The 25,273-nt window shown below is 58.7% G+C and carries 24 protein-coding genes; 6 read left to right on the forward strand and 18 right to left on the reverse strand.

Going from position 1 to position 25,273, the window contains the following annotated elements:
* Positions 1-5 precede the first annotated feature (5 nt).
* The 6 genes from KHU29_RS16200 to KHU29_RS16225 all read left to right on the forward strand — a co-directional run bounded on the left by KHU29_RS16200 (position 6) and on the right by KHU29_RS16225 (position 6,285).
* Complete coding sequence (locus KHU29_RS16200) at positions 6-1,160, forward strand: MFS transporter (protein WP_211453801.1); 1,155 nt, start codon at positions 6-8, stop codon at positions 1,158-1,160.
* A 65-nt stretch (positions 1,161-1,225) separates the two neighbouring features.
* Entirely contained in the window at positions 1,226-1,963 is a 738-nt protein-coding gene (locus KHU29_RS16205) for an META and DUF4377 domain-containing protein (protein ID WP_211453802.1), read from the forward strand.
* A complete protein-coding gene (locus KHU29_RS16210; protein WP_343216065.1) occupies positions 1,963-2,691 on the forward strand; it encodes an alpha/beta fold hydrolase in 729 nt (242 codons plus the stop codon). The genes KHU29_RS16205 and KHU29_RS16210 overlap by 1 nt, the downstream gene beginning before the upstream one ends.
* Before the next feature lie 131 nt (positions 2,692-2,822).
* Positions 2,823-3,773, forward strand: coding sequence for a TAXI family TRAP transporter solute-binding subunit (locus tag KHU29_RS16215; RefSeq protein WP_211453803.1), 951 nt, complete (start codon positions 2,823-2,825; stop codon positions 3,771-3,773).
* A gap of 19 nt (positions 3,774-3,792) precedes the next feature.
* Complete coding sequence (locus KHU29_RS16220) at positions 3,793-5,832, forward strand: TRAP transporter permease (protein ID WP_211453804.1); 2,040 nt, start codon at positions 3,793-3,795, stop codon at positions 5,830-5,832.
* A 3-nt stretch (positions 5,833-5,835) separates the two neighbouring features.
* Entirely contained in the window at positions 5,836-6,285 is a 450-nt protein-coding gene (locus KHU29_RS16225) for a DUF1850 domain-containing protein (protein ID WP_211453805.1), read from the forward strand.
* On the opposite strand, the gene KHU29_RS16230 is transcribed toward KHU29_RS16225, so the two are convergent.
* The 18 genes from KHU29_RS16230 to KHU29_RS16315 form a co-directional block, all read right to left on the reverse strand.
* Positions 6,215-7,174: an NAD(P)H-dependent flavin oxidoreductase gene (locus tag KHU29_RS16230; RefSeq protein WP_092413320.1), complete on the reverse strand. Its 960-nt coding sequence runs from the start codon at positions 7,172-7,174 to the stop codon at positions 6,215-6,217. The genes KHU29_RS16225 and KHU29_RS16230 overlap by 71 nt on opposite strands.
* Before the next feature lie 129 nt (positions 7,175-7,303).
* Positions 7,304-8,221, reverse strand: a complete 918-nt coding sequence (locus KHU29_RS16235) for an MBL fold metallo-hydrolase (protein ID WP_211453806.1) — start codon at positions 8,219-8,221, stop codon at positions 7,304-7,306.
* Positions 8,218-8,409: a DUF1289 domain-containing protein gene (locus KHU29_RS16240; RefSeq protein WP_211453807.1), complete on the reverse strand. Its 192-nt coding sequence runs from the start codon at positions 8,407-8,409 to the stop codon at positions 8,218-8,220. Before KHU29_RS16240 ends, KHU29_RS16235 begins: the two co-directional genes overlap by 4 nt.
* A 31-nt stretch (positions 8,410-8,440) precedes the next feature.
* A complete protein-coding gene (locus tag KHU29_RS16245; protein ID WP_211453808.1) occupies positions 8,441-8,923 on the reverse strand; it encodes a YbaK/EbsC family protein in 483 nt (160 codons plus the stop codon).
* An 88-nt stretch (positions 8,924-9,011) separates the two neighbouring features.
* The gene (locus KHU29_RS16250; RefSeq protein WP_211453809.1) at positions 9,012-9,920 is read right to left on the reverse strand and encodes a hydroxymethylglutaryl-CoA lyase; all 909 of its coding nucleotides are present in this window, start codon (positions 9,918-9,920) and stop codon (positions 9,012-9,014) included.
* A gap of 36 nt (positions 9,921-9,956) precedes the next feature.
* Positions 9,957-10,907: a 2-hydroxyacid dehydrogenase gene (locus KHU29_RS16255; RefSeq protein WP_211453810.1), complete on the reverse strand. Its 951-nt coding sequence runs from the start codon at positions 10,905-10,907 to the stop codon at positions 9,957-9,959.
* 151 nt (positions 10,908-11,058) lie between these two features.
* A complete protein-coding gene (locus tag KHU29_RS16260; RefSeq protein ID WP_211453811.1) occupies positions 11,059-13,077 on the reverse strand; it encodes an acetyl/propionyl/methylcrotonyl-CoA carboxylase subunit alpha in 2,019 nt (672 codons plus the stop codon).
* Between the two features lie 23 nt (positions 13,078-13,100).
* Entirely contained in the window at positions 13,101-14,147 is a 1,047-nt protein-coding gene (gene bioB, locus KHU29_RS16265) for a biotin synthase BioB (protein WP_211453812.1), read from the reverse strand.
* Between the two features lie 32 nt (positions 14,148-14,179).
* Entirely contained in the window at positions 14,180-14,929 is a 750-nt protein-coding gene (bioD, locus tag KHU29_RS16270; protein WP_211453813.1) for a dethiobiotin synthase, read from the reverse strand.
* Positions 14,922-16,301: an adenosylmethionine--8-amino-7-oxononanoate transaminase gene (gene bioA / locus KHU29_RS16275; protein ID WP_211453814.1), complete on the reverse strand. Its 1,380-nt coding sequence runs from the start codon at positions 16,299-16,301 to the stop codon at positions 14,922-14,924. Before bioA ends, bioD begins: the two co-directional genes overlap by 8 nt.
* A complete protein-coding gene (gene bioF / locus KHU29_RS16280) occupies positions 16,294-17,478 on the reverse strand; it encodes an 8-amino-7-oxononanoate synthase (protein WP_211453815.1) in 1,185 nt (394 codons plus the stop codon). The genes bioA and bioF overlap by 8 nt, the downstream gene beginning before the upstream one ends.
* The gene (locus tag KHU29_RS16285) at positions 17,471-18,772 is read right to left on the reverse strand and encodes a cytochrome P450 (RefSeq protein ID WP_211453816.1); all 1,302 of its coding nucleotides are present in this window, start codon (positions 18,770-18,772) and stop codon (positions 17,471-17,473) included. The genes bioF and KHU29_RS16285 overlap by 8 nt, the downstream gene beginning before the upstream one ends.
* Before the next feature lie 62 nt (positions 18,773-18,834).
* Positions 18,835-19,620 (reverse strand): enoyl-CoA hydratase/isomerase family protein, encoded by a 786-nt coding sequence (locus KHU29_RS16290; RefSeq protein WP_211453817.1) that lies wholly within the window; start codon positions 19,618-19,620, stop codon positions 18,835-18,837.
* Complete coding sequence (locus KHU29_RS16295; protein WP_211453818.1) at positions 19,617-20,537, reverse strand: dienelactone hydrolase family protein; 921 nt, start codon at positions 20,535-20,537, stop codon at positions 19,617-19,619. Before KHU29_RS16295 ends, KHU29_RS16290 begins: the two co-directional genes overlap by 4 nt.
* A gap of 26 nt (positions 20,538-20,563) precedes the next feature.
* Positions 20,564-22,186, reverse strand: a complete 1,623-nt coding sequence (locus tag KHU29_RS16300; RefSeq protein ID WP_211453819.1) for a carboxyl transferase domain-containing protein — start codon at positions 22,184-22,186, stop codon at positions 20,564-20,566.
* Between the two features lie 177 nt (positions 22,187-22,363).
* Positions 22,364-24,058: an AMP-binding protein gene (locus KHU29_RS16305; protein WP_211453820.1), complete on the reverse strand. Its 1,695-nt coding sequence runs from the start codon at positions 24,056-24,058 to the stop codon at positions 22,364-22,366.
* Between the two features lie 46 nt (positions 24,059-24,104).
* Positions 24,105-24,512, reverse strand: a complete 408-nt coding sequence (locus KHU29_RS16310; RefSeq protein WP_246542142.1) for a YchJ family protein — start codon at positions 24,510-24,512, stop codon at positions 24,105-24,107.
* Positions 24,509-25,114 (reverse strand): 2-hydroxychromene-2-carboxylate isomerase, encoded by a 606-nt coding sequence (locus KHU29_RS16315; RefSeq protein ID WP_211453821.1) that lies wholly within the window; start codon positions 25,112-25,114, stop codon positions 24,509-24,511. The genes KHU29_RS16310 and KHU29_RS16315 overlap by 4 nt, the downstream gene beginning before the upstream one ends.
* Between the last annotated feature and the right edge of the window lie 159 nt (positions 25,115-25,273).

Below are 25,273 nucleotides of genomic sequence, written 5' to 3' on the forward strand. Positions count from 1 at the left end.
ATCAAATGCCCAACTCAATCGCATCACCCGCCCCCGTCGCCATCACTCCCATGCGCCGGGCGGCCTTGCCGCTGCTGTTCCTGTTGCTGGGCGTGATCTATGCCAGCTGGGTCTCGCGCATCCCGGCGTTGCGCGATAACCTGCAACTGGATCCGGCCAGCCTCAGCCTGTTCCTGCTGGGTGGGGGCATTGGCGCAGTCGGCTCGTTCCCGCTGGCGGCGTGGCTGGTAGGTCATTACGGCGCGCGCCGCGCCAGCTGGTATGCCGGCGTGCTGCTGTTGGTCACCATCCCCTGCCTGGCATTGGCGCCCACGCTGCCGCTGCTGATGCTGGCGATGCTGTGCCTGGGCGCCTGGTCCAGCTGCTTCAATGTCGCTATCAACACACTCGCCGCAGAAGTCGAGAAACTCGCCGGGCGCTCGATCATGTCGCAGTTGCATGCCTGGTTTTGTGTCGGCACCTTGTCCGGCGCCTTGCTTGGCAGCGCCGTTGCCGGTATTGGGATTGGGCCCTTCTTGCATTTCAGCCTCATCGCTGCATGCGTGGCGATTCCGCTGCGTCTGTGCTACCGCGCTTTGCCGAATGACCGGCCGCAATATATCGCAGGCAAAAAACACTTTGCGCTACCGCACGGCCCGCTGATTGCACTCGGCGTGGTGGCCTTCGGCGGCGCAATCGTCGAAGGTTCTGTGGCCGACTGGAGCGGGGTCTACATGAAGGATCGCTTGCTTGCCAGCGACGGCGTGGCGCCGCTGGCCTTTGCGTTCTTTGCCGGCATGATGCTGCTGACGCGTATCGTCGGCGACAGACTGAAGGAAGCACTCGGTGCGCGCCGCGTCGTCGCCGGCGGCGGCTTGATAGCGGGTATCGGCATGCTGATCGCGTTACTTGCCAGTCAAATCCCGTTCGCTATTTTCGGCTTTGCGCTGACTGGCGTCGGCGTCGCCACTATTTTCCCCTTCATCTTCAGCGCCGCCGGCCGCCACGGCCCGACCGCGCTGGCCGGCGTTACCACCATGGGCTATACCGGCGGCCTGATCGGGCCGCCGCTGATCGGCTTTCTGGCGCACGGCTTCGGCCTGCCTGCCGCCTTGTCGCTGGTCGGCGTGCTGTGCATTGCGGTGGCGCTGGCGGCCAGCCGCGCCAGATGGCTGGAATAGAATTCATTTCATTACGCTAAAATATGCGCTTGCGTTTGTACGCCAACCCTTTGCATGGAGTCCATATGACGCTTCCCTGTTCTCTGATCCGCTGCCTGTCTCTCGCCGCTGCTGCCGGCCTCACCTTGGCGGCCTGTGCCGGCACTCCCCCGCAATCGACGGCTGACAATGATGCGGCACTTACGGCATCGCGATGGGAACTGACGCGCTGGACCGGGCACACCATACCGCATGGCGACAACGGCGAGCCGGTGATCTTGAACTTCGCTCAGGAAAACGGCAAGGGACGTGTCAGCGGCCGTGCCGGCTGTAACCAGTTCTCGGCACCCTACTCGGTGCGCGGGCCCGGCCAGTTGACGATCGTCCAGGCGGTGACAACCCGCATGGCTTGCCCTGGACCGGCAATGCAATTCGAAGCCGATTTTCTCGACAAGCTGCAGGCAGTGAATCAGTACAAGATCGACGGCCAGCAAATGGAAATGAAAACCCTGGACGGTCAAACCTTGAGTTTCCATGCACGCGAAAAGCCGGGCGCCGCGGCGAAAATCAAGTTCATCTATGTCGCATCGGAAAAGGTGCCTTGCAGCGCCGGCGTGATGCGCACCACCTGCCTGCAGATCCGCGAACGCAAGGAAGATCCTTGGCAGCTCTGGTACGGCAACATCCAGGGTTTCAATTTTGAACCCGGCATCGCTTACCGTCTGCGGATTCTGGAAGAGCAAGTCGCCAACCCGCCAGCCGACGCCAGCGCCATCAAATGGACCCTCGATATGGTAGTTGAACAGGAAGTGGTCAAGAAATAATGACGCAGTCTGTAAATCAAAATCACAGCTTGCCCCAGCTGTTGCTGCTACCCGGCTTCATGCTGGATCAAACCCTGTGGGACGATATGCGCGACGGCCTGGCGCAACTGGGCCAGCTGCATTTCGGCGATCTCGGCCAGGATGATTCGATCAGTGCGATGGCTGCCCGCGTCTTGCAGAGCGCCCCGCCGCGCTTCGTCCTGATCGGCTTCTCGATGGGCGGCTACGTGGCGCAGGCGATCATGCAGCAGGCGCCGGAACGGGTGATCGCGCTGGCTTTGCTGAATACCTCGGCGCGCCAGCAGGATCCGCGTGAAATTGCCGGCAACCGGATGCAACTGGAACTGGCTAGGCAAGTGCCGTTCAAGGGGTTAACCAGCCGCGCACTGGCATCGTCGCTGCATCCGGATCGCGCCCATGACCGGGTGTTGCTGGATCGCCTGCAGGCGATGGCACTGCGTAACGGCAAGGAAGTCTTCATCAATCAATTGTCGGCGCTGCGCAGCGATGGTTACGCTGAACTGGAAAACATTCGCTGTCCGACGCTGGTGGTCGCCAGCAGCAACGACCAGCTCAGCAGCATCGCCGAAGCGCAGCTGATGGCGGCACGGATTCCTGCCGCCGGCATGGTGGTGATCGAAGACTGCGGCCATATGACCCCGCTGGAGAAGCCAGAGGAACTGCTGCAGATTTTGTCAGGCTGGTTATTGCAGTCAGTCAATAACTGATCCAAATAAACATTGTATTTCAGAAAATAAAAGATGATCTTTAGATAATAAAATTGTCTTGGAATTGTAAAAAAAACACTTTTTGATGGTAGTGTGTGAACCTTGTTTTTTTGATAAATAAGGAGACCGTCATGAAGTTAGCACACACTCTCATCTTCGCTACGTGCCTCAGCGCTTCTGCAACGGCAGCCCACGCACAGCAACAATTCGTCAATGTTTTAACCGGTGGTTCCAGCGGCGTTTATTACCCGCTCGGCGTCGCCATGTCGCAGTTATATGGCAAAGCCCTGCCCAAAGCCAAAATCCAGGTGCAAGCCACTAAAGCATCGGTAGAAAACCTTAATCTGCTCGAACGCGGCCGCGGTGAAATCGGCTTTGCCTTAGCCGACAGCGTTAGCGATGCCTGGACAGGCGTGGCCGATGCCGGCTTCCCCAAGCCATTGAAGAATATTCGCGCGATTGGCGCAATTTATCCCAATTACATCCACATCGTTGCTCGTGCCGACAGCGGCATCCGCACCCTGGCTGATTTAAAAGGCAAGCGCATTTCCGTCGGCGCGCCTAAATCCGGCACCGAACTTAATGCCCGCGCGGTGTTTACTGCCGCCGGTTTGAAATACGCAGATTTCTCCAAAACAGAATTCCTGCCATATTCCGAATCGGTCGAGCTGATGAAGAATCGCCAGCTGGACGCCACGCTGCAATCATCCGGTTTAGGCATGGCGGCTTTCCGCGATTTGTCCACGACAATTCCCGTGATCTTCATTCCGGTGCCGGCAGATGTCGTCGCCAAAATCGGCAATCCGGCCTATCAGGCATCCAGCCTCCCGGCAAAAACGTACACCGGCCAGGATGCTGCCGTGCCAACCGTGGCGATTAACAATATTTTGGTAACGCATGACAAGGTGCCAGAAGCTACGGCGTATGAAATGACCAAACAGCTTTACGACAATATCGATCAGCTGGGCAATGCACATAACGCTGCCAAATCGATCGTCCTAGCCGATGCTACCGGCGGCTTGCCGATCCCGTTGCATCTTGGCGCGGAACGCTATTTCCGTGAAAAAGGCTTGATCGATTAAACCAATTCAGGAGTCCCATATGGAACAATCGGATCAATCGGAACAATCCCCGTCACGCCCATTCTGGCTGCTGTTTTACGGCGCTCTGGCGTTTTCTACATTTCAGCTTGTTACGGCAGCGTTCAGCCCCGTTTCCACTACCGTGGTGCGTGCACTGCACGTCGGCTTTCTATTTCTGCTGATTTACTGCCAATACGATTTGCGCGGTGTGAAACAAGAACGCCCGAGTTGGCTGGGCATTACGCTTGGCCTGTTCGGCCTGGGCCTGGCGTTTTATCACTGGATCTACGAAGGTGAATTGATTTTGCGCGCTGGCGAGCTCAATCAATGGGATTGGATCATCGGCATCGCCACGCTGATATTGGTGTTCGATGCTTCGCGCCGCATGATGGGCTGGGCCTTGCCGGGCATCTGCCTGGCATTTTTAGCCTACTCCTTGTTTGGTGAATATCTGCCCGGCAGCTTCCAGCATCGTGGCTACGACCTGGAACAAGTGATTTCACAGCTGGCCTTTGGTACAGAGGGTTTGTATGGCACGCCGACCTATGTGTCGTCAGGCTATATCTTCCTGTTCATTCTATTCGGCGCGTTCCTGGAACAAGCGGGCATGCTGAAATTGTTTAATGATCTGGCGCTTGGCCTGGTGGGTAGTTCACGCGGCGGACCGGGAAAAGTGTCGGTGATTTCTTCCGGCTTGATGGGAACCATCAATGGCTCCGGCGTTGCGAATGTGGTCAGTACCGGCCAATTCACGATTCCGCTGATGAAGCGTTTCGGCTATCGCAGCGAGTTTGCCGGTGCGGTGGAAGCTACCAGTTCGATGGGTGGGCAAATCATGCCGCCGGTCATGGGAGCGGTGGCTTTCATCATGGCGGAAACGATCAATGTCCCTTATCTGGATATCACCAAAGCGGCGCTGATACCTGCTTTGCTGTATTTCTTCACCGTATTCTGGATGGTGCACCTGGAAGCCGGTCGTGCAGGTTTGATGGGCCTGGCAAAAGAAGATTGCCCTAATCCGTTAGCCGCATTGCGCGCACGCTGGTATTTATTGTTGCCGCTGGTGGTCTTGGTAGCGCTCTTGTTCTCGGGCTTCACGCCGCTGTTTTCCGGCATGGTGGGCCTGGCTTTGACGGTGGTGCTGATCTTGGGCAGCGGCCTGGCTTCGCGGATTAGCGCGACGCTGTGGCGCGTGATGTTCTGGCTCGGATTGGGCGTGGCTTGCGCGACGTTCAACCAATATGGCATTACAGCGATTTTTGTCGTGGTGACAGTGCTGGTCGTACTGATCTTTTTAGGCCGGGATCGCGGCGTCCTCAAAACCGCGGTGGATGCTTTGTATCACGGTGCTTTGCACGCTTTGCCTGTCGGTATCGCTTGCGCGCTGGTCGGCGTGATTATCGGGGTTATTTCCCTGACCGGTGTTGCCACCACGGTTGCCGGCCACATTATCGATCTGGGCGAACATAGCTTGATGTTGTCGCTCCTGTTGACGATGTTGACCTGCCTGGTATTGGGTATGGGTATCCCCACCATTCCCAACTACATCATCACCAGCTCGATTGCCGCACCTGCATTGCTGGATCTAGGCGTACCTCTGATCGTGTCGCACATGTTTGTCTTCTACTTCGGCATCATGGCGGATCTGACCCCGCCGGTTGCGCTCGCCGCATTTGCCGCGTCGCCGATTGCACGGGCTTCCGGCATGGCGATCGGCATGAAAGCATTGCAGATTGCGATTGCCGGATTCCTGGTGCCTTTCATGGCGGTATATGACCCGGCGCTGATGTTGCAAGGCGACCCGACGTGGGCAGCGATTGTTTACATCAGTATCAAAGCGTTGCTGGCGGTGACTTTATGGGGCATGGGATCGATCGGCTTTTGGCGTGGACGCCTGGCCTGGTGGGAACGCATCGCAATGATTGCCGCCGCCTGCGTGCTGGTCGTGAAGCTGCCATATAGCGATGAACTGGGTTTTGCCATCGCTCTGGTTCTATTGGCGCAACATTGGTGGCGTTGGCGTAATGCCGCACCCGTGCCGGCGCAAAGCCCGTCATAAAGCATGCTCTGCCTGGCCAGCGGTGGGGTTAAAGCAGTGCTCGCCATTGCCAGCTTCACGCTGGCTTGGCAGCACTCGGTGGAAAAAATCCGCTGGGAGGAGAGTTATCGCGTGGAGGCCGGCGCACTGGTGTTGGAAGAAGCTCGCGTACAGGGCAGCGGCGCGGGCATGGAGCCACCGCTTACTAGCAGTTTGAAAGACGGATTCTGGCGTTGGCAACCTCAGCAAACCATGTCGGAGTTGTTGCTGACACGCTCAGAATTCACGCCGGACTATCAATTTTGCACCCGGGATCAGTGCCATGCATTGACTGAGATTGTGCCGCCGGCTGCGACCGTCACCAGATTATGGGCCTGCGATAAGAAGGTCACAGGCCCACCGGTTACAGCGCCAAACGTTGGCGCGCAGCCTGATATTCAGTCTGCAAACGATCAACCATCTGCGCCACGCTAGGCACGTCATCCATCAACCCGACGCCCTGGCCAGCGCCCCAGATATCGCGCCAGGCTTTGGCGCCGGTGCCGCCCGAACCGAAATTCATCTTCGATTTATCGGCTTCCGGCAAATTCTCAGGATCGAGGCCGGCATTCACGATGGATTTTTTCAGGTAGTTGCCATGCACCCCGGTGAACAGATTGGTGTACACCACATCGGCCGCTGTCGATTCCACGATCGCCTGGCGATAAGCATCGTCGACATGGGCTTCCTTGGTCGCCAGCCAGCGCGAACCGATGTAGGCAAAATCGGCGCCCATCGCCTGCGCTGCCAGGATCGCGTCGCCGGTGGCGATTGCACCCGACAAGGCGATCGGACCCTTGAAGAATTTACGTACTTCACCCACCAGCGCAAACGGCGACAAGGGGCCGGCATGGCCGCCGGCGCCGGCCGCCACCAGGATCAAACCGTCGACTCCCGCTTCCAGCGCCTTTTGCGCATGGCGGATCGAGATCACGTCATGCAGCACGATGCCGCCGTAGCTGTGGATCGCATCCATCATTTCCGGCGGCGGCGCGCGCAGGCTGGAGATGATGATAGGTACCCGATGCTTGACGCAGACGGCGACGTCATGCGCCAGGCGATCGTTCGATTGATGAACGATCTGGTTGACCGCGATCGGCCCGATTTTTGCGTCAGGATGCGCTGCCTTGTATGCCGCCAGTTCCGCCTGCAAATCTGTCAGCCAGACATCCAGCAATTCCGCCGGACGGGCGTTAAGGGCTGGAAACGAACCAACGATGCCTGCCTTGCATTGCGCGGCTACCAGGGCCGGGCCGCTGGCGATGAACATCGGCGAACCTATCACGGGAAGGCTCAGGTTTTGCAACGCAACGGGCAATGCCATAACAACCTCTTGTATTGGGTATGAAGAGTTTGATTATAGGGGGAAAGGTGAAATAAAAAGTACGATCGTGCTAGATTTTGTCCTCTAAAGCCTAGCTGGAATCTTGCGTGCCAAACATCAAGGATCGATTTAATGTCGGTTGTACAAGAAGCCGTCACGTATTTCAGCCGCTCCGGCACGTACCAGTTGCGTTATCGCCCAGTCGCTCAGGTCGGCGTCGCTGCGTTGCAGATAGCGCCGGTTGGCGGCTGCCGCCAGGGGCAGGCTGGCCAGCATCGGCGGTACGTCGGTCAATTTGATCTGTTGCCGTTCCAGCAGCAAGAACTTCAGCAAAACCTTGATGGCATTCTGCGCATTCCGTTGCGGATCGGCGGCCAGATAGTCGAGTCGTGAGAAGGCCGTGTCGAGCGCCGCGGTGACGCCGCTGAATGGACGGCCATGGCCGGGAATCACCAGGCGCACGTCCAGCGTGGCGATCAATTCCAGCGTCGCCCGCGCCTCGGCAAAACCTGATTCGCCATCCAGTTCCGGAAAAATCACGCCGAAACCGTTTTCCCACAAAGCATCGGCGGAAATCAGGATGCCGTGCTCCTGGCAATAAAAAATCAAGGAATGCGGATCGTGGCCGGCTGCCGCCAGCACTTGCCACTGCATGTCGCCGAGCGTCAGCAAATCGCCGGCCTGCAAGGTATCGTCGAAACTGAAAGGCGCACATTGCTGGCCGGTGCCGTTGTAAGTCAGCGCATCCCTGTCCCAGTTGCGTACCTGCTCGGCTTGCCCGGCCGGAATCGATGTATGGCAGCGCCAGGTTTGCTGCAAAGCCGCGTTACCGCCGCAATGATCGGAATGCAGATGCGTGTTCAACAAGCGGTCCAGCGGCCGGCCTTGCAAGCCGTGCGCCACCAGCGCCACGGTTTGCGCCGCGTGGCTCAGGTAGCCGCTGTCGACCAGCGCCGTTTGTTCGCGGCCCAGGAACAGGATGTTGTTGGAGGACAGCCAGCCGCGTTCCAGCACGCGCATGGCCGGCGGTAACGATGGCGCTGTCATCGGGTCTCCCGGCGTTGCAAGATGTGTTGCCAGATGCTGCGCTTTTGCGCATCGGTGGCGCCCGACCAGGCGGCTATTTCATCCAGAGTTCGCCAACAGCCTTCGCACAAACCACTGTCGGCGTTCATCACGCAAACGTTGATGCAAGGTGACGCAGTGTGATCCGCGATGAGGCTATTGTCAGCCATGGTCAGTCATAACCCGCTCGAAGCAATCCACTTAAGCCCGCAACGCAACATCGGCAACCGGCGCCGATGTCATCATTACCAGCTGCTGCGGCGTCAGGTTGAAGACAGCGTGCGGATGCCCGGCCGCAGCCCAGACGCTGCCAAGCTCCAGCAGATCCTGATCTATCAGCATTACCGTCTTGCCGAGGTGGCCGATAGGACAAACGCCGCCGATGGCATAACCGATCCGTTCCCTGACGAAGCGCGCATCGGCCTTCCCCAGCGGACCGACAAGCGCCGCCACCTTGGCTTCATCGACACGATTGCTGCCGCTGGCCACCACCATCACGGCGGCGTCATCGGTCAAGCGCCTGAATACAATCGACTTGGCGATCTCGGCAACGCTGCACCCGAGCCCGGCAGCAGCCTCGGCTGAGGTCTTGCCGGTTTCCGGCAACATGACGACTTGCTTGTCATGCCCCATCGCCGTCAGCAGGTCGGCAACGCGTTGGGCACTGTCGGGAAGTGTATTCATTTGAATCTACCTTATTTGGCGACGGTATCGAAATATTGAGAGTGAAGCTTGTCGTAGGTGCCGTCCGCCTTGATCGCGGCCCGGCCTTTCAACTCAGACGCTTGGCCGCGATGGCGTTGCCTGCGCGGCTGGCCGCCTTGCGTCCGAGATGCGCCGAGATAAACTGCCCCGCATCCACTACCGCATCGAGATCGATGCCGGTTTCGATGCCGAGCCCTTGCATAAGATACAACACGTCTTCCGACGATACGTTGCCGGTCGCGCCCTTAGCATACGGGCAGCCGCCCAGGCCTGCAACAGACGAGTGATAAATCGAAATGCCGACTTCCAGGCTGGCATAAATATTTGCCAACGCCTGGCCGTAGGTATCGTGGAAATGACCTGACAGGCGTTCTATCGGGAACTCCTGCACCAGTCGTTGCATCACCGTATGCACTTTGTTCGGCGTGGCGACGCCGATGGTGTCGGCGATATCGATTTCGTCGCAGCCGAGGTCACGCAAGCGGTGCAGCACATCGACTACTGAATCTATGCTGACTTCGCCTTGATACGGACAGCCGAAAGCGCAGCTGATGCTGCCGCGCAGACGCTTGCCCTCTTGTTTGGCGACTTGCGCCACCTCACGGAACCGTTCGATAGATTCGGCGATCGAGCAATTGATATTCTTTTGCGAGAACGCTTCCGAGGCCGCACCGAAGATCACCATCTCGTCGGCGCCGGCTGCCAGTGCGGCTTCCAGGCCTTTCATGTTGGGCACCAGAGCGGAATAGATAACGCCCGGCTTGCGCTGGATGGCCGCCATCACTTCACTGGACGTCGCCATCTGCGGCACCCATTTCGGCGATACGAAGGAAGCGGCTTCGATGTTGACGAAACCGGCGTTGGTCAGCTGGTCGACCAGCGCTATCTTGACTTCGGCCGGGATGGTTTCCTTTTCATTTTGGAGGCCGTCGCGAGGGCCGACTTCGACGATTTTCACTTTGCTGGGGAATGTCATGTCATCACCTATTTTTCAATTTGCAACGCTCGGTTTTCAATAACCTTTGGTGCGATCGACTACGCCGTTTACGCTCTGGCCATTTTCCAGCGCAAGTATCTTGTCGCGGATCTGCCGGACCGTGTCTTCATCTACCGTCACAGCCGATATATGCGGCGTGATCGTGATACGCGGCTCTTGCCAGAACGGGTGGGCTGGCGGTAAAGGTTCTTGCTCAAATACATCCAGTGTCGCGGCTGCAACCTGCCCTTCCTGGATCGATGCCAGCAGATCTGCCTCGACTACGTGGCCGCCGCGGGCCACATTGATCAGGTAGGCGCCATCTGCGCCGTCAGCGCCCTTTTGCAGTTTCTGCAGGTTTTGCCGATTCACAATCCCACGCGTGGCGTCCGTCAAAGGCAGGATGCATACCAGCACCCGCGATGCGCGCAGGAAGGCGTCGAGATCGTCGTCGCCGACAAAGCTGCGTACTCCCGGTTGGCTTTTTGGAGTACGACTCCAGCCATTCAATGGGAAATCGAAATGCGCCAGTGCCTCGGCGATACGCGAGCCCAGTACGCCCATGCCGAGGATGCCGATAGTGAAATCGCGTTTGTCGGGCGCTGGCAACGGACGCCATTCGCCGCGCGCGGCTTGTTGGCGGTAGATGTCGTGGCGGCCGAAATAACCTAGCACGGCATGGGTTACGTAGTTCGCCATCTGGATTGCCATGCCGCCATCGTCGACCCGGATCAGCGGTACGCCGGTGGGTAGCGCTGCGCCTAGTTGCAGGATTGCGTCGACACCGGCGCCGAGGTTGAAGATGGCTTTGAGGTCGTGGCGGCCTTGCAGCATGGCTGCGGGTGGGCGCCATACGAGCGCGTAGTCGGCTGGGGCGGTGTCGCCTTCTTTCCAGAAGCGGATTTCGGCTTGTGGTAGGGCTGTGCTGAAGTCGGTGATCCAGTTTTCGAAGTCGGAGCCTGGTGGTACGTAACACAGGAGTTTCACTGTTTGGGTCCTTAAACAATTTTTTCGTTTGCGTGCAACGACTGGCGAACGCTGCGCTTTGTGCTCCGTGGGCCGTTAAATGGGGTCAGAGTAATTTTCGCAAAGGGCGCGAAGAAAAACTCTGACCCCATTTAACTATGTCCGCGATTCTTTAAGCCGCCTTAAAGACTAGCAACTGCGCCGATTCGCTTACTTGATCGCCCACTGTGTACAACAACTCTTCTACAAGGCCATCAGACGGGGCGGCGATCGTGTGTTCCATTTTCATGGCTTCCATGATGAGTAATGGTGCGCCTTTTTTTACCTGTTCGCCTTGGGTTACCAGCAGCGCGACGATCTTGCCTGGCATCGGTGCTGTGAGGCGGCCGCCTTCGGCTTCGGTGTCGCCAGCATGCAGCAGCGGGTCGACATAGCCTAGCGTGTACTGGCTGCCGGCGTAAAACACGTGGAACTGTTCGCCTTCGCGCACTACCGTGCCGGCTACGGTTCTGTCGCCAAGGCTGATTTCGATGGCGTTACCGTCTTGCTCCAGCACGGTCATCTGCTTGAAAGTCTGGGCGCCGAACTGCTCATGATGCAGCAACCAGCGGCCTGCCTCGTAGGTGACGTCGAGTGGACTGGCGTTGCCGTCGTCGACAAATGCGAGGCGGCGTTGCAGGCTGCCGTTCAGGCGCCAGCCATCGGTATTGGTCCACGGATCACTGCCGGCGTTGTTTGCCGCATTACGTTCCGATAGCAGCAACGATGCTGCCGCCAAAGCGAATACTTCGATCGCCACCGGAGTAGCGGCGGGAAACAGGGTATCTTGATGACGTTCGATCAGGCCGGTATCCAGATCCGCTTCGGAGAATGGCTTGCCGGCAATCAGGCGCTGCAGGAATTTGACGTTGCTGGCGAGACCGACGATCTGATATTGCGCCAGCGCTTTCGCCATCGCAGCCAATGCTTGTTGCCGGTCCTGGCCCCAGACGATCAGCTTGGCGATCATCGGATCGTAGAACGGTGAGATCGCATCGCCTTGACGCACGCCGGAATCGATCCGGACGATGCTGGCGTTTGATTGGCTGACCTCGAACTCGGTGGCCGCCGGCGTGCGCAGATGGCGTAACGTGCCTATCGACGGCAAGAATCCCTTGTCCGGATTTTCTGCATAGATACGCGCTTCCAGTGCATGGCCGCTCAGTTTCAATTGCTCCTGTTTGAGTGGCAACGGTTCGCCTGAAGCTACCCGCAACTGCCATTCGACCAGATCGAGGCCGGTAATCATTTCCGTCACCGGATGTTCTACCTGCAGGCGCGTGTTCATCTCCATGAAATAGAAAGAACCATCCTGATTGGCGATGAACTCCACCGTACCGGCGCCAACGTACCCGACTGCCTTGGCCGCTGCCACAGCGGCTTCACCCATGGCGCGCCGGCGTTCCGGTGTCATGCCAGGTGCAGGCGCTTCTTCCAGCACTTTCTGATGGCGGCGCTGTACCGAGCAGTCGCGCTCGAACAGATAGACGCAATCGCCCTGGGTATCGGCAAACACCTGGATTTCGATGTGACGTGGACGGGTCAGGTAACGTTCGACCAGCACTTTGTCGTCGCCGAAACTGTTGATCGCTTCGCGTTTGCAGGAAGCCAGCGCAGCCTTGAAATCGGCGCTTTGCTCGACGATGCGCATCCCCTTCCCGCCGCCGCCGGCGCTGGCTTTCAGCAACACCGGGTAAGTGATCTTATCGGCTTGCTGTTGCAAGAAATCGGCATCCTGGTTCTCGCCGTGATAACCGGGCACCAGCGGCACCTTGGCTTTTTCCATCAATTCCTTGGCGGCCGACTTCGAGCCCATCGCCGAAATCGCACTGGCAGGCGGGCCGATGAATACCAGGCCGGCCTTGGCGCATGCTTGGGCAAACTGCGCGTTTTCAGACAGGAAACCGTAGCCGGGATGAATTGCCTGCGCGCCAGTGGCCAAGGCCACTTCGATGATCTTGTCGGCGCGCAGGTAACTTTCCTTGGCCGCAGCCGGCCCGATCAGCACCGCCTCGTCACACACCGCAACGTGCTTGGCGCCAGCGTCGGCATCCGAATACACGGCCACGGTCTTGATACCCATGCGCCGTGCGGTGGCTGCCACGCGGCAGGCAATCTCGCCGCGATTGGCAATCAGTATCTTGGTAAACATGCTGTCTCCCCCAGTTATATTATTTATTGCGGTTGGGTATTGCTGTCGGCGGTAACTTCGCAACGTGCATCGAATACCGATGACCGCGAATGCATGCCGAGTTTTTCCAGCAAGGCACGGTCCTCTTCCACTTCCGGATTACCGGTGGTGAGCAACTTGTCGCCGTAGAAAATCGAGTTGGCGCCGGCCAGGAAACACAGCGACTGGATCGCCTCACCCATCTGCCGGCGGCCAGCGGACAAACGCACGCGCGCCTTCGGCATGGTGATACGGGCCACGGCCACGGTGCGCACGAATTCGAACAAGTCGATCGGATCTATGCCGTGCAAAGGCGTGCCTTCGACTTGCACCAGATTGTTCACCGGCACCGATTCCGGATACGGTTCCAGATTCGCCAGTTGCGCCACCAGGCCGGCACGTTGCAGGCGCGATTCGCCCATGCCGACGATGCCGCCGCAGCAGACCTTGATGCCGGCGCCGCGCACGCTGTCGAGCGTATCCAGGCGGTTCTGGTAATCGCGGGTGGTGATGATGTCGCCGTAGATTTCCGGTGCGGTATCGAGATTGTGGTTGTAGTAATCGAGGCCGGCGCCCTTCAGGCGCTCAGCCTGGCCTTCGCCCAGCATGCCCAGCGTGGCGCAGGTTTCGAGGCCCAACGCCTTGACTTCGCGCACCATTTCTTCGACCTTTTCCAAGTCGCGGTCTTTCGGCTCACGCCATGCCGCGCCCATGCAGAAACGGGTTGCGCCATGCGCCTTGGCTTGGCGGGCGGCTTCCAGCACGGTATCCAGCGGCAGGATTTTCTGGGCGGTGACGCCGGTGTCGTAACGTGCCGCTTGCGGGCAGTAGCCGCAATCTTCCGGGCAGCCGCCGGTCTTGATCGACAACAGCGTCGCCAGCTCGACTTCATTCGGGTCGAAATTTTCACGATGCACTTGCTGCGCCTTGAACAACAGTTCGTTGAACGGCAGGTTGAACAAATCCAGCACGGTTTGCACCGGCCACTTGGCGTCGGCTGGCAGCACCATAGGCTTGGCGGCTGGCTGGAATGTAATTGGTTGCGATGACATGATCAGACTTCCTTTGTGTTGAGGGAATACGGTTACGAGTTTGGTGTATTGCCGGATGGCGCAGGCCACCCCGGTAAACAGGAAAAATTCAAATGACTGGCGGCGGCCTCGACCAGCGCCTTGGCGGGCAACGCGTTCATGCGCGGCACGTGGCCTAGAAATGGTGCATCAATGCGATTCTTCAATGCGGCAATGTTGGCGTCGCCGTTGAGCATGGTCGGGTCGACCGTGTTGGCAACCCAGCCGGCCAGCCGCAAGCCGCGCGCGGCAATCGCCTCGACCGTCAGCAATGCATGGCTTATGCAACCCAGCCGCAAACCGACCACCAGCACCACCGGCAAACCGAGCTGCTGCGCCAGGTCGGCGGTATCGTGGGTATCGTTGAGCGGCACGCGGAAGCCGCCCACGCCTTCGACTATCACGGCGTCGGCCAGCTCGGCGAGCTGTCGATAACATGACAGGATATGCGCCAGTTCGATCGGCCGCTCTTCTTGTTCTGCGGCGATATGCGGTGCGGTCGCCTGACGCAATAGAAACGGTGTAGTCAATTCCTGTGGCAGCTTCACACTGGCCTCTGCCGCCAGGATATCGGCATCGTCGTTGTGCCAGACGCCATCGCGCAATTCAGCGCCGGCAGCGACCGGTTTCATGCCGGCGCTGCGAACACCGGTTTTAGTCAGTCCATGCAGCAAGGCGCCGGCGATCAGCGTCTTGCCGATTTCTGTATCGGTGCCGGCGACGAACCACGCGGCCTTTTGGGTATTTACGATAGGGTCAGTCATGATCGATCACGCTTTCGAAAACCATGGCAGTGCGAGTAGCCAGCAACTCGATCTCTTCATCGTCGAGAATATACGGCGGCATCAGGTAGACCGTTTTTCCGATCGGCCGCAGCAGCAATTCATGCTCCACCGCGCTGCTGAAAAACCGGCGTGAAAATGTCGCCGCGTGCGCCTTGCTATCGATGACGGCGTCAAAAGCCCAGATCATGCCGCGTTGACGGAAATGCTGCACTTTAGGATGCTGCGCCAAAGGCGCCAACGCGGCGGTAATGCGTTCTGCCCGCCGGCGATTGACGTTGATCACATCGTCTTCCCGGAAAATCGCCAGCGTTGCCAGCGCAGCACGGCAAGCCAGCGGATTACCGGTGTAGGAATGCGAGTGGAGGAAACCGCGCGCCAGGTCGTTATCGTAGAAAGCCTGATAGATTTCGTCGCGCGTCATCACCAGCGACAAAGGCAGGTAACCGCCGCTGATGCCTTTCGACAGACACAGGAAATCCGGCCAGATTGGCGCCTCTCCCGGCGCAGCCGCCTGCTCGGAAGCGAAGAAAGTACCGGTGCGGCCGCAGCCGACGGCAATTTCATCAAAAATCAGGTGGACTTTGTAGCGGTCGCATAAAGCGCGCAATTCGCGCAGATAAACCGGATCGTGCATCGCCATGCCGGTGGCGCATTGCACCAGCGGTTCGATGATGATGGCGGCGATATGGCTGGAACGCTGCTGCAACAATTTTTCCAGTGTTGCAGCTGCCCGGTGGGCGACGTCGGCAGCGCTCTCAGCGTCGCGCGCGCCACGTGCATCGGGCGACGCCACCACATGCGCCTGGCGCAGCAAGGGGCCATAGGCATCGCGAAACAACGGCACGTCGGTAACCGCCAACGCGCCGATGGTTTCGCCGTGATAACTGCCTTTCAGGCACACGAACTCCTGCTTGTCGGTGTAACCCGCGTTACGCCATGCATGGAAACTCATCTTCAAGGCGATCTCGACTGCCGAGGCGCCGTCGGAGGCATAGAAACAATGACCCAGCACATTGCCGGTGCGCGCCGCCAGCTGCTCAGACAACTGCACGACCGGTTCATGCGTAAAGCCGGCCAGCATGGCGTGTTCGAGCTGGTCGATCTGATCTTTCAATGCGGTATTGATGCGTGGATTGGCATGGCCGAACAGGTTGACCCACCAGGAGCTGATCGCATCCAGGTAGCGTTTGCCGTCGCTGTCATACAGCCAGGCGCCACGGCCGCGGCTGACCGCGATCAGCGGCACCGATTCATGGTGCTGCATTTGGGTACACGGATGCCAGACACTGTTCAGGCTACGCTGAATCAGATCCGACTGTGGTGCAAGTGCATCTGTACTATTCTTACGCAATTGTGTTCCTCGTATAGTGCTCAGCCAGCACATGCAGTGCGCTGACCAACTTATCTATTTGTTCAATGCTGTGCGCCGCCGACAGCGATATGCGCAAGCGCGCGGTGTCTTTCGGCACGGTCGGCGGCCGGATCGCCGGCACCCAGATGCCTTGCTCGCGCAGCCCTGCCATCAGATCCAGCGCCAGCTGGTTATCTTCAACGATCAACGCTTGCACCGGCGTTTCTGACGGCAGCAAAGGCCAGGGCAAGCTAGCCAATCCGCTGCGCAGCCGCGCAATCAAATCGCGCAAGTGCTGTTGCCGCCAATCCTCGACCTGCATCAGCTTGACTGCCGCCAGCAAAGCGCTCGCCAGCATGGGTGGGCTGGCCGTAGTAAACACGTAGGTGCGCGCCCGCTGCAGCAACCATTCAATCAGCAGCGCATCGCCGGCGACGAAGGCGCCTGCCACTCCGGCCGCTTTGCCCAAGGTCCCCATATACAGGATGCGTTGCGACTGCAATCCGAAATGCGCCAGGCTGCCGCGTCCTTGCGGACCCAACACGCCGAAGCCGTGGGCATCGTCGACCAGCAGCCAGGCATCGTATTTTTCGCACAAGGCCAGCAGTTCCGGTAATGGCGCGATATCGCCATCCATGCTGAACACGGCATCGGTGACGATCAGCTTGCGCGGGTGATCGCTCTTGGCCAGCAATTGTTCCAGTCTTGCCACATCGGCATGCGGGTAGATGCGGAACTGCGCACCCGACAAACGCGCGCCGTCTATCAGGCAGGCGTGATTCAGGCGATCTGAAAATACGATATCGCCGGGGCCGACCAGTGCCGGGATGGTCCCCATGTTCGCCATGTAGCCGGTCGAAAAATGCAAGGCGCGCGGCATGCCGACGAATTCCGCCAGCGCCAGTTCCAATTCCTCAACCACGCTGGTGTGGCCGCTGATCAAGGCTGATGCGCTGGCGCCGACGCCGTATCGGTCGAGCCCGGCTTGCGCTGCAGCACGCAGAGCCGGATGGTTCGCCAGGCCCAGATAATCGTTGCTGCAAAAGGACAGGTATTGCCGGCCATCGACATCCAGCAACGGCTCCTGCGGACCATCGACGATGCGCCGCTTGCGCAACAGCTTCTGCTCTTGCAACGCAGCCAGCTGGTCGCGGATCTGGGTCAGCAACTCAGGCATATTGGGCCTCCGCTGGTGTTGCTGGTGTTGCTGCTGTTGCTTGCTCTGCCGCCGACGGCCGTGCAAATTTTAGCGGCAGCTGGTTCAGGCTGCGATATACCGCGTTGCCGCCCCATGACTGGATGTCGCCGGCCAGTCGCAATTGCGGCAAGCGTTGCATCACGCTGCGCATCGCGATTTCTGCTTCCAGGTAGGTCAGCGTTGCACCGATGCAGACGTGCGGGCCATAACCGAAGGACAGATGGGCGCCCTGGTTGCGCGCGATATCGAGTTGGTCCGGATCTGTGAATTTGGCGGGATCGCGATTGGCGGCGCCGATCAGCGGGATCACCAGATCGCCCTTTTTCATCAGCTGGCCGTGCATCTCGACATCGACCTTGAGCCGACGGCCGGTGTACTGCACCGGGCTGTCAAAACGCAGTAATTCTTTTAGAGCAGACGGCAGCAGCGACGGCGTGCTTTGCAAAGCTTGCCATTGTTCCGGATGTTGCAACAGCGCCAGCATGCCGTTGCCAAGCAGGTTACGCGTGGTTTCATGACCGGCGAACAGCAGCGTGCAGCACTGCGCCAGCAACTCTTTAGTGGTGATGATGCCGCCCGTAGCTTCAGCGCGTATCAGCTGACTCATCAAGTCGTCGCCCAACGCTGCGCGACGCTGCGGCAACAGCTGGCGGAAATATTCGTTCATGGCGATCAGGCTGACCTGGGCCGCGCGGGCGATTTCAAGCGTCGGCGTCGGACTGCCGATGAAAGCGGCAATATCGTCGGACCAGGCAACAAATTCACTGCGGTCTTCAGCGGCAATGCCGAGCATGCTGGCGATCACCAGCGCCGGCAGCGGACGGGCGAAGTCGCGCATGAAGTCGAATTGCGCGAATTCAGCAAACTGCCCGGACGCGCCGCAGTCAGCGGCCTTGGCCAATACCTGGTCGAGCAAACGATCGACAATAATCTGGATCTGCGGCCCCAATTCCTGCAATGCCGCAGGCTTGAAGCCGGCATTCATCACTTGCCGCAAGCGAGTGTGCTGCGGCGCATCCACAAACAATAGCGAACGTGAAAAAATCCGTTTGAATTCGCGCAGTTCGGCCAGCGCCCCCGGGCCGCTGCTATTAGCCCAGCCGCCGGCGCGGCGCACCGAGAAACGCGGATCGCGCAACACGCTGGCGACATCGGCATGGCCGGTCAGCAGCCAGGCGCCGCCGCAGAACTCCGGGCTCCAATGCAACGCGCCTTGGGCACGCAGAGCGTGGTAAGCCGGGTAAGGGTCGTTCAAAAATTCTTCGTTAATCATTTGCCATCTTTTCCGACATTTAAATCTCTGCAAGGACGAGATTGTATGTGATCACGGCGCGATCACTGCAGCCAGGACGGTTTGCGCTTCTCCAGGAAGGCGCGTACACCCTCCCGCCCTTCAGTAGAAGCGCGGATTTTAGCGATATCTTCAACCGTATCGGCAATCAGCGCCTCAGTCAGCGGCTGGCCCGCAATCGCGCGCACCAGGCGCTTGGCTTCAGTGACGGCGTTGGGGCTGGCCGCCAATAATGCCTTGAGCAACAAATTCACGCTTTCATCCAATTTTTCTGCGACAACCACCTCATGCACCAGGCCGAGCTTTTGCGCAGTTTCGGCAGAAAATCGTTCTGCAGTAATAAAGTAACGACGCGCAGCCGACTCGCCGATGGCTTTGATGACATAGGGCGAAATGGTTGCCGGAATCAAGCCAATCTTCACTTCCGACAGGCAGAACTGCGCCGTACCCACCGCCGCCACGATATCGCAGGCAGCCACCAGGCCAAGTCCGCCGGCATAGCAATCGCCCTGCACCTTGGCGATCACCGGCTTCGGGCATTGGTAGATGGTGCGCAACATGGTCGCCAGCTGGGCGGCATCGGCGCGATTCTGTTCCGGCGTGTAATCCGCCATCGCCTTCATCCAGTTAAGATCGCCACCGGCGCTGAACGCTGCGCCATTTGCCGCCAGCACGATCGCCCTGACCCCGGCGTTGCTGCCCAAATCGGCAAAGGCGTGGGTGATTTCGGCAATCATGGTCTCGTTGAAGGCATTACGTACTTCGGGCCGATTGAGGACGATGGTAGCCACCTGCGACGCATGTTGTATTGCTAAAGTCTGATAAGTCATTTGTTCATCTCCTTCAACGGCTCCGCGGAAAATCCATTTCGCCCAAGAAAATCCGCCACCACCGGCTCCCAGATGCTGAGGCCGGATGAAAATAGTAAATGCCCGTTCTTGGCAAACGGCGGCAGTAATTTGAATTCGGCCTGGCCGCCCGCCTGGTTAAACGCGGTGTGCCAGGCCTGGCTGTATTGCGGACTGAAATACAGGTCATTCTGGGTGTATACCCAAAGCATCGGCACCTTGGCAGTCTTGCCGAATTGCGCATACATGTCTTCCAGCTTGGCGCCTTGGCAAGGTATCCCTGGATGCGTCTCCGGATCACCGCCGGCGCCGCCGGCAAAATTGATTGCAGCCACCAAGCCCTGCGGCATCCTGGCTGCGGTCGCGGTTGTGGTGTAGCCGCCGACCGACTGGCCGACTAACAGCACCCGCCCGGGATTCACGTAGGGTTGTTGCTTGGCATAATCAAGTACTGCCAACACTTCGCTGCTGGCTGCCTCGGCCATCGGCCCGTAATCTTTATCGCGGCAGCCGCCGCTATCTTCAGGGTCGGGCTCGACACCGGCTTCGCCATAGCCCAGCCGGGTCGGCACAAACACGGCAAAACCGCGCTCGATGAAGAAGCGCACTTGCTGCGTGTAGCGGAACCGCGGCGGCTTGGAGCGATCGGTACCGCTCCGGCCGTGACTGATGATCACAATCGGAAACGGTCCGCCGCCGGCAGGTTTGAATTGCGTCACGACGACATTGCCACTGACGGTCCGGCCATACAGATTCTTGACGGTGATCGGCAAGCGGGTGACGGCTTCGTTCAAATCCTCGGCCAGGGGCTGCCCTGCAGCCTGCGCGCACCATGCACACAGGCACAGGCATGCAGATGCCAAAGCTGGTCTCACCGATACTCCTGTCATTGTGTGCATGATGGTTTTCTGTTCGCCATGTGGCTTTACATCCGGAACACGCCGAACCTGGTCTCCGCAATCGGCGCATTCAAGGCTGCGCTCAAACCCAACCCCAGCACCCGGCGCGTATCGGCCGGATCGATCACACCGTCATCCCACAAGCGGGCGGAAGCGTAATACGGATGCCCTTGATGTTCGTACTGGTCGCGAATCGGCTTTTTGAAAGCTTCTTCTTCTTCCGCGCTCCAGCTGCCGCCCTTGGCTTCGATGCCGTCGCGCTTGACGGTTGCCAGCACACCGGCGGCCTGTTCGCCGCCCATCACCGAGATGCGGGCGTTCGGCCACATCCACAGGAAACGCGGCGAATAAGCGCGGCCGCACATGCCGTAGTTGCCGGCGCCGAAGCTGCCGCCGATGATCACTGTCAGCTTAGGTACCGCAGTGGTTGCCACCGCCGTCACCATCTTGGCGCCGTTACGGGCGATGCCTTCATTTTCGTAGCGGCGGCCGACCATGAAGCCGGTGATGTTTTGCAGGAACACCAGCGGGATCTTGCGTTGCGAGCAGAGTTCGATGAAGTGGGTGCCTTTCACGGCCGCTTCTGAAAACAGAATCCCGTTGTTGGCGACGATGCCGACCGGCATGCCGTAGATATGGGCGAAACCGCAAATCAGCGTGGTGCCGTAGCGCGCCTTGAATTCATCGAACTCGCTGCCGTCGACGATGCGCGCGATGACTTCACGTACATCGAACGGCTTGCGGGTATCGAGCGGAATCACGCCATACAGTTCATGCGCCGGATACTTCGGCTCGACTACCGGACGCAACAGCGGACCTTGCGGCTTCTGGCGATTCAGGTTGGAGACGATAGTGCGCGCCAGCGACAACGCGTGCATATCGTTGTGCGCCAGATGATCGGCCACGCCGGACAGCCGGGTATGGACATCGCCGCCGCCCAGGTCTTCGGCGCTCACCACCTCGCCGGTTGCAGCCTTTACCAGTGGCGGGCCAGCCAGGAAAATCGTGCCCTGGTTCTTGACGATGATCGACTCGTCGCTCATCGCCGGCACATAGGCGCCACCTGCCGTGCACGAGCCCATCACCACCGCGATTTGCGGAATGCCTTTGGCGGACAGGTTGGCCTGGTTGTAGAAGATGCGGCCGAAATGGTCGCGATCCGGGAACACTTCATCCTGATTCGGCAAGTTGGCGCCGCCGCTATCGACCAGGTAGATGCAAGGCAGATTGTTTTGCTCGGCGATTTCTTGCGCCCGCAAATGTTTTTTGACGCTGAGCGGATAGTAGGTGCCGCCTTTGACGGTTGCATCGTTGCAGACCACTACGCATTCCTGCCCCGCGATACGGCCGATGCCGGTAATCACCCCGGCGGCGGGCGCTGCATCGCTGCCATCTTTATCTTTGTAGACGTGATAAGCCGCCAGCTGGGAAAATTCCATGAACGGCGTGCCAGGATCAAGCAGCATCTGCACCCGCTCGCGCGGCAGCAACTTGCCACGCGCCACATGTTTTTTGCGTGCAGCGTCACCACCGCCCTCGGCGATCTGCGCGACTTTCTGGCGCAAGTCGTCAACCAGCAAATTGAGTGCGCTGGCATTTTCCTGGAATTCTTCGCTGCGTGTGTTCAGCTTGCTTTCTAACTGGGGCATTGCGATGTCCTTTGTGTCTGGTATGTGAAACAGCTTCTTATGCGTTACCCAAAAACCCGTCGCGTCATTGGCGACCCTGTCTCGGCGACCCGTCATTCCCGCGAACGCGGGAATCCAATTTAATACGGCAACCTGGATCCCCGCGTTCGCGGGGATGACGGATCTATCTAATTTCCTTTATGCGGTGTGGATATCGTTGATTTTCAACTCATCCTTCATCGCTTCACGGATCTTGAATTTCTGAATCTTGCCGGTCACCGTCATCGGGAAGGCATCGACAAAGCGGATATAGCGCGGCACCTTGTAGTGCGCGATCTGGCCCTGGCAAAAATCGCGCACAGATTGTTCGTCCGCGGTTTGCCCGGGACGCAAGATAATCCAGGCACATAGTTCTTCACCGTATTTCTGATCCGGCACGCCGACCACCTGCACATCCTGGATCGCCGGGTGACGATATAAAAATTCTTCGATCTCGCGCGGATAGATATTCTCGCCACCGCGAATCACCATATCCTTCATGCGGCCGACGATATTGACGTAGCCTTCAGCGTCCATGGTTGCCAGATCGCCGGTATGCATCCAGCCTTCGCTGTCGATCGCTTCGCGCGTCTTTTCTTCATCGCCCCAATAACCGTGCATCACCGAATAACCTTGGGTGCATAACTCACCGGAACTGCCGATCGGCATGATCGCGCTCGATTCCGGATCGATGATCTTTACCTGCAGGTGCGGCTGAACCCGGCCAACCGTGGAAACGCGTTTCTCGAGCGGTGTATCGGTCATGCTCTGGCAGCTGACCGGGCTGGTTTCGGTCATGCCGTAGGCGATGGTAATTTGCGCCAGATGCATGTCGCGCACCACACGTTTCATCACTTCAATCGGACATGGCGATCCGGCCATGATGCCGGTGCGCAGCGTCGACAAATCGAATTCGGCAAAGCGCGGATGATCCAGTTCCGCGATGAACATGGTCGGCACGCCGTGCAAGCCGGTGCAGCGTTCTTCCTGCACTGCCTGCAGCACCGACAACGGTTCGAAGCCGTCGCTCGGATAAACAATCGTAGCGCCGTGCGTCAGGCAGGCCAGATTGCCGAGCACCATGCCAAAGCAGTGATACAAAGGCACCGGGATGCAGAGCCGGTCCCGCGCGGTCAGCTTCATCGCTTCGCCAATGAAAAAACCATTGTTAAGAATATTGCGATGGGTCAGCGTCGCGCCTTTCGGAAAGCCGGTAGTGCCGCTGGTGAACTGGATGTTGATGGGATCGCTGGCTTGCAATTGCCTGGCGATCTCTGCCAGCTGCGGATCGGACGAATCGCCGCTGGCGATAAAGTCGGCAAAACGCAACATGCCCGGCTGCGCATCGGAGCCAAGCTGGATCACGGTTTTCAAGGTCGGCAGACGCGCTGCCTGCAAGCTGCCCGCAATGGCGTGCTCGAGTTCAGGCGCCAGCGTGCGGATCATCTCCAGATAATCGCTGGTCTTGAAACTGGTCATCGAAATCAGCGCCTTGCAGCCGACATTGTTGAGCGCATACTCCAGCTCGCTGACGCGATACGCCGGATTGATATTCACCAGCACGATGCCGGCGTAGGCCGTAGCCAGTTGCGTCAACACCCACTCGGCATTGTTGTGCGACCAGATACCGATACGGTCACCCTGCTGCAGCCCGAGCTTGAGCATGGCGCTGGCCAGCTGCCGGGCCTGACTTTGCAGTTGCCGATAGCTCAGGCGGATCTGCTGATGACGCGATACCAGTGCGTCATTGTCGGCGACCCGCTCCACCATCTCGTCGAAAAAGCGGCCGATGGTCTGTTCGATCAGCGGGATATCCTGACTGCCGCGATCGATGCTGGAATTCAGTTGCGTCATAATCTTGTCTCCTGTTAGGACCTTCTACTGCTTCCCGCAATGATTTTTATTTTTCAGGGAAACTGCCATCTACATAAAACCAGCGTGGCTGGTCTTCTGTGCCAGGTTCACGCTCGCGCACAAAGCGGCTTACTTCGTGCAAGCGCTGCGCACGGCCGCCGATCTTGTAACGCGCCACAAATTCCACGATGGCGCTGTCACCGTCGGCCTGATGCTTGCGAACCTCGAGCCCCAGCCATTTCAGCCCGGCTTCTGCCACAATCGGTTCTGTCGGCCTGGTATTGCGATGCCAGGTCGCTTGCAAATAGGCGCCGTTGTCCATGACATAGGCGCTGTAACGTGAGCGCATCAGCGCCAGTGCGGTCGGCGCTACCTCGCTGCCATTGTGATAACGGCCGCAACACTGTGCGTAATTGCCGCCACCGCAAGGGCAGTCACCTGCCTTATTCTTCAAATCTTGCCATCCCTCAGAAATGCTTCGAGTTGGTCGAAACGGTCGAAACCCCAGAATGGCTCGCCATCGACAATCATGAACGGCGAGCCGAACACGCCGCGCGCCATCGCCAGGTCGACTTCCGCTTTCAGCTGATTCTTGATCGGCACGCTGTTGATGCCATCGCTCAGGCCAGTGGTGTCGATGCCGCTGTGATGGCCGATCTCAAGCAGATTCATCGGCTCGGCGATATTCGTGCCGTCGACAAAATACGCTTTGTAAATCTGCTTGGCGTATTTGATGGCCTTGTCTTCACCTTGTTTGCCACGAACCCACAGCACCGCGCGTGCCGCTGCCTGAGTAGAAATCGGGAAAGCGCCGGGACGCTTGTACGGGATGCCGTGAAATCGCGCGCTGCGCTCGAAATCGTGGAACGAGTAATCGCCCTTGATCGGTACTTGCGGCAAGGGTGTCGAGCCGGTGGTCTTGAATACCGGACCAAGCAGGATCGGATGCCATTCGACATCGCGCTTGTATTTTGCCGCCAGTTCATCGATACGGGTGGCAGCAAAGTAGCCGTACGGAGAAGAAAAATCAAAGTAGAAATCAATCGCTGCAGCCATCTTCTTGTGCCCTGTCTGAAATGGTAATTGTTATTGCGACTATTGCGATTATTGCAATTCGCGAAGACCGATAACAAAGATCAGCGTGAATTCGCGGAAAGTTCGCGAAAACCGCTGATCCATTTGATGCCTGCTACTCAGTTACATCAGGACTAGTTG

Origin of the sequence: Collimonas antrihumi (assembly GCF_018304965.1) — a bacterium.
Lineage (GTDB): Bacteria > Pseudomonadota > Gammaproteobacteria > Burkholderiales > Burkholderiaceae_D > Collimonas > Collimonas antrihumi.

Coding starts and splice junctions, on each gene's coding strand:
- KHU29_RS16295 (WP_211453818.1), bottom strand. CDS start 20,537: ATGCACACAATGACAGGAGTATCGGTGAGACCAGCTTTGGCATCTGCA.
- KHU29_RS16235 (WP_211453806.1), bottom strand. CDS start 8,221: ATGACAGCGCCATCGTTACCGCCGGCCATGCGCGTGCTGGAACGCGGC.
- KHU29_RS16230 (WP_092413320.1), bottom strand. CDS start 7,174: ATGGCATTGCCCGTTGCGTTGCAAAACCTGAGCCTTCCCGTGATAGGT.
- KHU29_RS16260 (WP_211453811.1), bottom strand. CDS start 13,077: ATGTTTACCAAGATACTGATTGCCAATCGCGGCGAGATTGCCTGCCGC.
- KHU29_RS16215 (WP_211453803.1), top strand. CDS start 2,823: ATGAAGTTAGCACACACTCTCATCTTCGCTACGTGCCTCAGCGCTTCT.
- KHU29_RS16315 (WP_211453821.1), bottom strand. CDS start 25,114: ATGGCTGCAGCGATTGATTTCTACTTTGATTTTTCTTCTCCGTACGGC.
- bioD (WP_211453813.1), bottom strand. CDS start 14,929: ATGACTGACCCTATCGTAAATACCCAAAAGGCCGCGTGGTTCGTCGCC.
- KHU29_RS16290 (WP_211453817.1), bottom strand. CDS start 19,620: ATGACTTATCAGACTTTAGCAATACAACATGCGTCGCAGGTGGCTACC.
- KHU29_RS16245 (WP_211453808.1), bottom strand. CDS start 8,923: ATGAATACACTTCCCGACAGTGCCCAACGCGTTGCCGACCTGCTGACG.
- KHU29_RS16200 (WP_211453801.1), top strand. CDS start 6: ATGCCCAACTCAATCGCATCACCCGCCCCCGTCGCCATCACTCCCATG.
- KHU29_RS16220 (WP_211453804.1), top strand. CDS start 3,793: ATGGAACAATCGGATCAATCGGAACAATCCCCGTCACGCCCATTCTGG.
- bioF (WP_211453815.1), bottom strand. CDS start 17,478: ATGCCTGAGTTGCTGACCCAGATCCGCGACCAGCTGGCTGCGTTGCAA.
- KHU29_RS16285 (WP_211453816.1), bottom strand. CDS start 18,772: ATGATTAACGAAGAATTTTTGAACGACCCTTACCCGGCTTACCACGCT.
- KHU29_RS16210 (WP_343216065.1), top strand. CDS start 1,963: ATGACGCAGTCTGTAAATCAAAATCACAGCTTGCCCCAGCTGTTGCTG.
- KHU29_RS16250 (WP_211453809.1), bottom strand. CDS start 9,920: ATGACATTCCCCAGCAAAGTGAAAATCGTCGAAGTCGGCCCTCGCGAC.
- KHU29_RS16240 (WP_211453807.1), bottom strand. CDS start 8,409: ATGGCTGACAATAGCCTCATCGCGGATCACACTGCGTCACCTTGCATC.
- KHU29_RS16305 (WP_211453820.1), bottom strand. CDS start 24,058: ATGACGCAACTGAATTCCAGCATCGATCGCGGCAGTCAGGATATCCCG.
- KHU29_RS16300 (WP_211453819.1), bottom strand. CDS start 22,186: ATGCCCCAGTTAGAAAGCAAGCTGAACACACGCAGCGAAGAATTCCAG.
- KHU29_RS16225 (WP_211453805.1), top strand. CDS start 5,836: ATGCTCTGCCTGGCCAGCGGTGGGGTTAAAGCAGTGCTCGCCATTGCC.
- bioB (WP_211453812.1), bottom strand. CDS start 14,147: ATGTCATCGCAACCAATTACATTCCAGCCAGCCGCCAAGCCTATGGTG.
- KHU29_RS16205 (WP_211453802.1), top strand. CDS start 1,226: ATGACGCTTCCCTGTTCTCTGATCCGCTGCCTGTCTCTCGCCGCTGCT.